Origin of the sequence: Mycobacterium sp., from assembly GCF_036273375.1 — a bacterium.
In the GTDB taxonomy this organism is placed as follows: Bacteria; Actinomycetota; Actinomycetes; order Mycobacteriales; family Mycobacteriaceae; genus Mycobacterium.
Genome location: NZ_DASUHS010000099.1, coordinates 1 through 2,535 on the forward strand (window position 1 = coordinate 1; position 2,535 = coordinate 2,535).

At 66.9% G+C, this 2,535-nt stretch carries 1 protein-coding gene and 2 pseudogenes; 2 read left to right on the forward strand and 1 reads right to left on the reverse strand.

The annotated features are described in order from the left end of the window. A pseudogene (locus VFW69_RS09660) lies at positions 1–117 on the forward strand (oxidoreductase); the annotation flags it as partial. Positions 118–176: 59 nt separating this feature from the next. Continuing rightward, positions 177–1,394: pseudogene (locus VFW69_RS09665) on the forward strand (ISAzo13 family transposase); the annotation flags it as partial. Positions 1,395–1,646: 252 nt separating this feature from the next. On the opposite strand, the gene VFW69_RS09670 reads toward VFW69_RS09665, so the two are convergent. Continuing rightward, positions 1,647–2,177, reverse strand: coding sequence for a hypothetical protein (locus VFW69_RS09670; protein ID WP_526500555.1), 531 nt, complete (start codon positions 2,175–2,177; stop codon positions 1,647–1,649). Between the last annotated feature and the right edge of the window lie 358 nt (positions 2,178–2,535).

The following is a 2,535-nucleotide window of genomic DNA, read 5'->3' on the forward strand; positions in this document are numbered from 1 at the left end:
GTCAGCATTACCGACGACTTTGTGAGCGCGGCTTGGCACAAGCTGCTGACGAACGCCGTGTCGGGGCTGATGGTGCTGACCATGCGCCGCTCAGGGATGTTCCGCCGCGACGACGTGCTTAGGACACGCGAGTAAATTAACGCTACGTTCGTGATTTCTGTCTTACTCTGTGTGATGTGGTGACGGCCGCTGATCGTGAAAGCGAGGTATCGCGCAAGTTTGCGCTGCTGTCGCCGGTGCTGGATGAGCGGCAACGCAGGCTGTGGATGGCGGTGGAGGCGGGTGAGGCCGGGCGGGGCGGGATCACGATGGTGGCGCGCGCGACCGGGGCGGCACGATCGACGGTGACTCGGGGTGTGGACGAACTCGACAGCGGCGCAACCGATTCGGGCCGGGTTCGCCGGGCGGGTGCGGGGCGCAAGCGAGCCGAGACGGTGGATGCGGAGCTGACGTCGGCGCTGGAGCGCCTGGTCGACCCGGACACCCGCGGCGACCCGGAGTCGCCGCTGCGGTGGACGATCAAGTCGACGCGGCAGCTGTCGGCGGCGCTGACCGGTCGGGGGCACCGGTGCAGCGAATGGCTGGTGCGGCGGCTGTTGCACGACGCCGGCTACAGCCTGCAGGCCGCGGCCAAGCAGATCGAGGGCACCCAGCACCCGGACCGCGACGCCCAGTTCCGCTATGTCAACGACCAAGTGCGCGAGCATCATTCGGCGGGGCAGCCGGTGATCAGCGTGGACACTAAGAAGAAGGAACTCGTCGGGCAGTACAAGAACGGCGGCAGCCAGTGGCGGCCGAGCGGAAACCCGGAGCGGGTGAAGACTCACGACTTCCCGGACCAACAGCTGGGCAAGGCGATCCCGTACGGGGTCTACGACATCGCCGCCGACTCCGGCTGGGTGTCCGTCGGCGCCGACCACGACACCGCCGCGTTCGCCGTGGCCACCATCCGCCGCTGGTGGCAGGCGGTCGGCGCCGACCGTTACCCGCACGCTGAGAAGCTGCTGATCACCGCCGACGCGGGCGGCTCCAACGGCTATCGCACCCGGCTGTGGAAGACCGAACTCGCCGCGCTGGCCGCCGAGGCCGGGCTCGCGATCACGGTCTGCCACTTCCCACCCGGCACCTCCAAGTGGAACAAGATCGAGCACCGGCTGTTCTCCCACATCTCGTCGAACTGGCGCGGCCAGACCCTGGCCAGCCACGAGGTCGTGGTCAACCTGATCGCGGCGACCATCACCCGCACCGGGCTGACCGTGCACGCCGAACTCGACCACGCCGAATACCCCAAGGGAATCAAGATCAGCGACAGGCAGATTCGTGAACTGGAATCGCGCGCCATCACCCGCCACGACTGGCACGGCGAATGGAACTACACCCTGACCGCCGCGCCGCCGGAACCGTAACCAGCCGACCGGTCAAACGCACGTGTTATTTCCTCGCAATTCCTTAGCTAAGCGGGAACAGCAATACACACCCAAAGCTGATTCAGATAAAATGGCCGAAACGATCCCCGCTCCAGGCATCGCTTAGCCGCCATCCCGGCGCACTCGACACGGCCCACACGCAACCCCAGTCTTCGGATTCGCCAGCGACGACAACGGAGCCTGATCTCCTCCGCGAACGAGGCGCGCCCCGAGTGGGTTTCAGAACAAACGCGGTTCGACGCCGAGCAACGCATTGGCGACCGCATCGGCATCCCACACGCCGCCCTGGACGGCCTCGCGCAGCGCCACCGAACGCGCCCGCCGCGCCTCACGCCCCAGCCCACGAATCGTAGGCCGACCGCCTCCGCGCCGGGCCCGCGCCATGCGCCGCATGTTGTCGAACTGCGTACCAGCCACCACGTGCTCACACAGCGCCCCAGGCCCACTCACCTTGACGCACACCGGGTTGTCGCATTCATGCAACGCGAACACGTCCGCACCCAGAGCAGATCCGGTCGCCAACGCCAACGCATACCGGTTGGGCCGCACGCAGAATCCCATGCCCGCACGGGTAATGAAATATCGGCCATAACCGTCGGCTCCGATGCTGCCAATCCAGATGCTGCAATCTCGCTCGCCCGGCCCGGCCACGATCTTGGCGCGAAACCGGGCGACCTCGGCGGCATGCACCTTCGGATCCACCCACAGGGCAACCGCCGGCGCCCGCCCCACGCGCCCTAAAACCGTCACATCACCCGACGCTACGGATGACCACCGACACCAGCTGCGGCCGTGGACGATTCGACCTCAACCGCCGTGTCTTGGCCGCCACCGCCTAGTGCCTGCGAAACATCCGACGCAACGGCCGCACCCTCGGAACCTATTGCTCGCGAACCATTCCCCGAAGCGGTACCCGATACGGGCGCGGCGGTCTGAAGTTCTTTGAGATACCTGCGGACGAGTTTCACGCTGCAGCAGCCGAGCTGGGCGATGTCGGCCACGGTCTCACCGCGATCACGCATCCGCGCCAACGCGCGAGCGCCGGTCATGCCGTTACGGCCGGACTGCGATGTATCCGCGGTCCCCCGCCCTGGCCGAGAAAGATGGC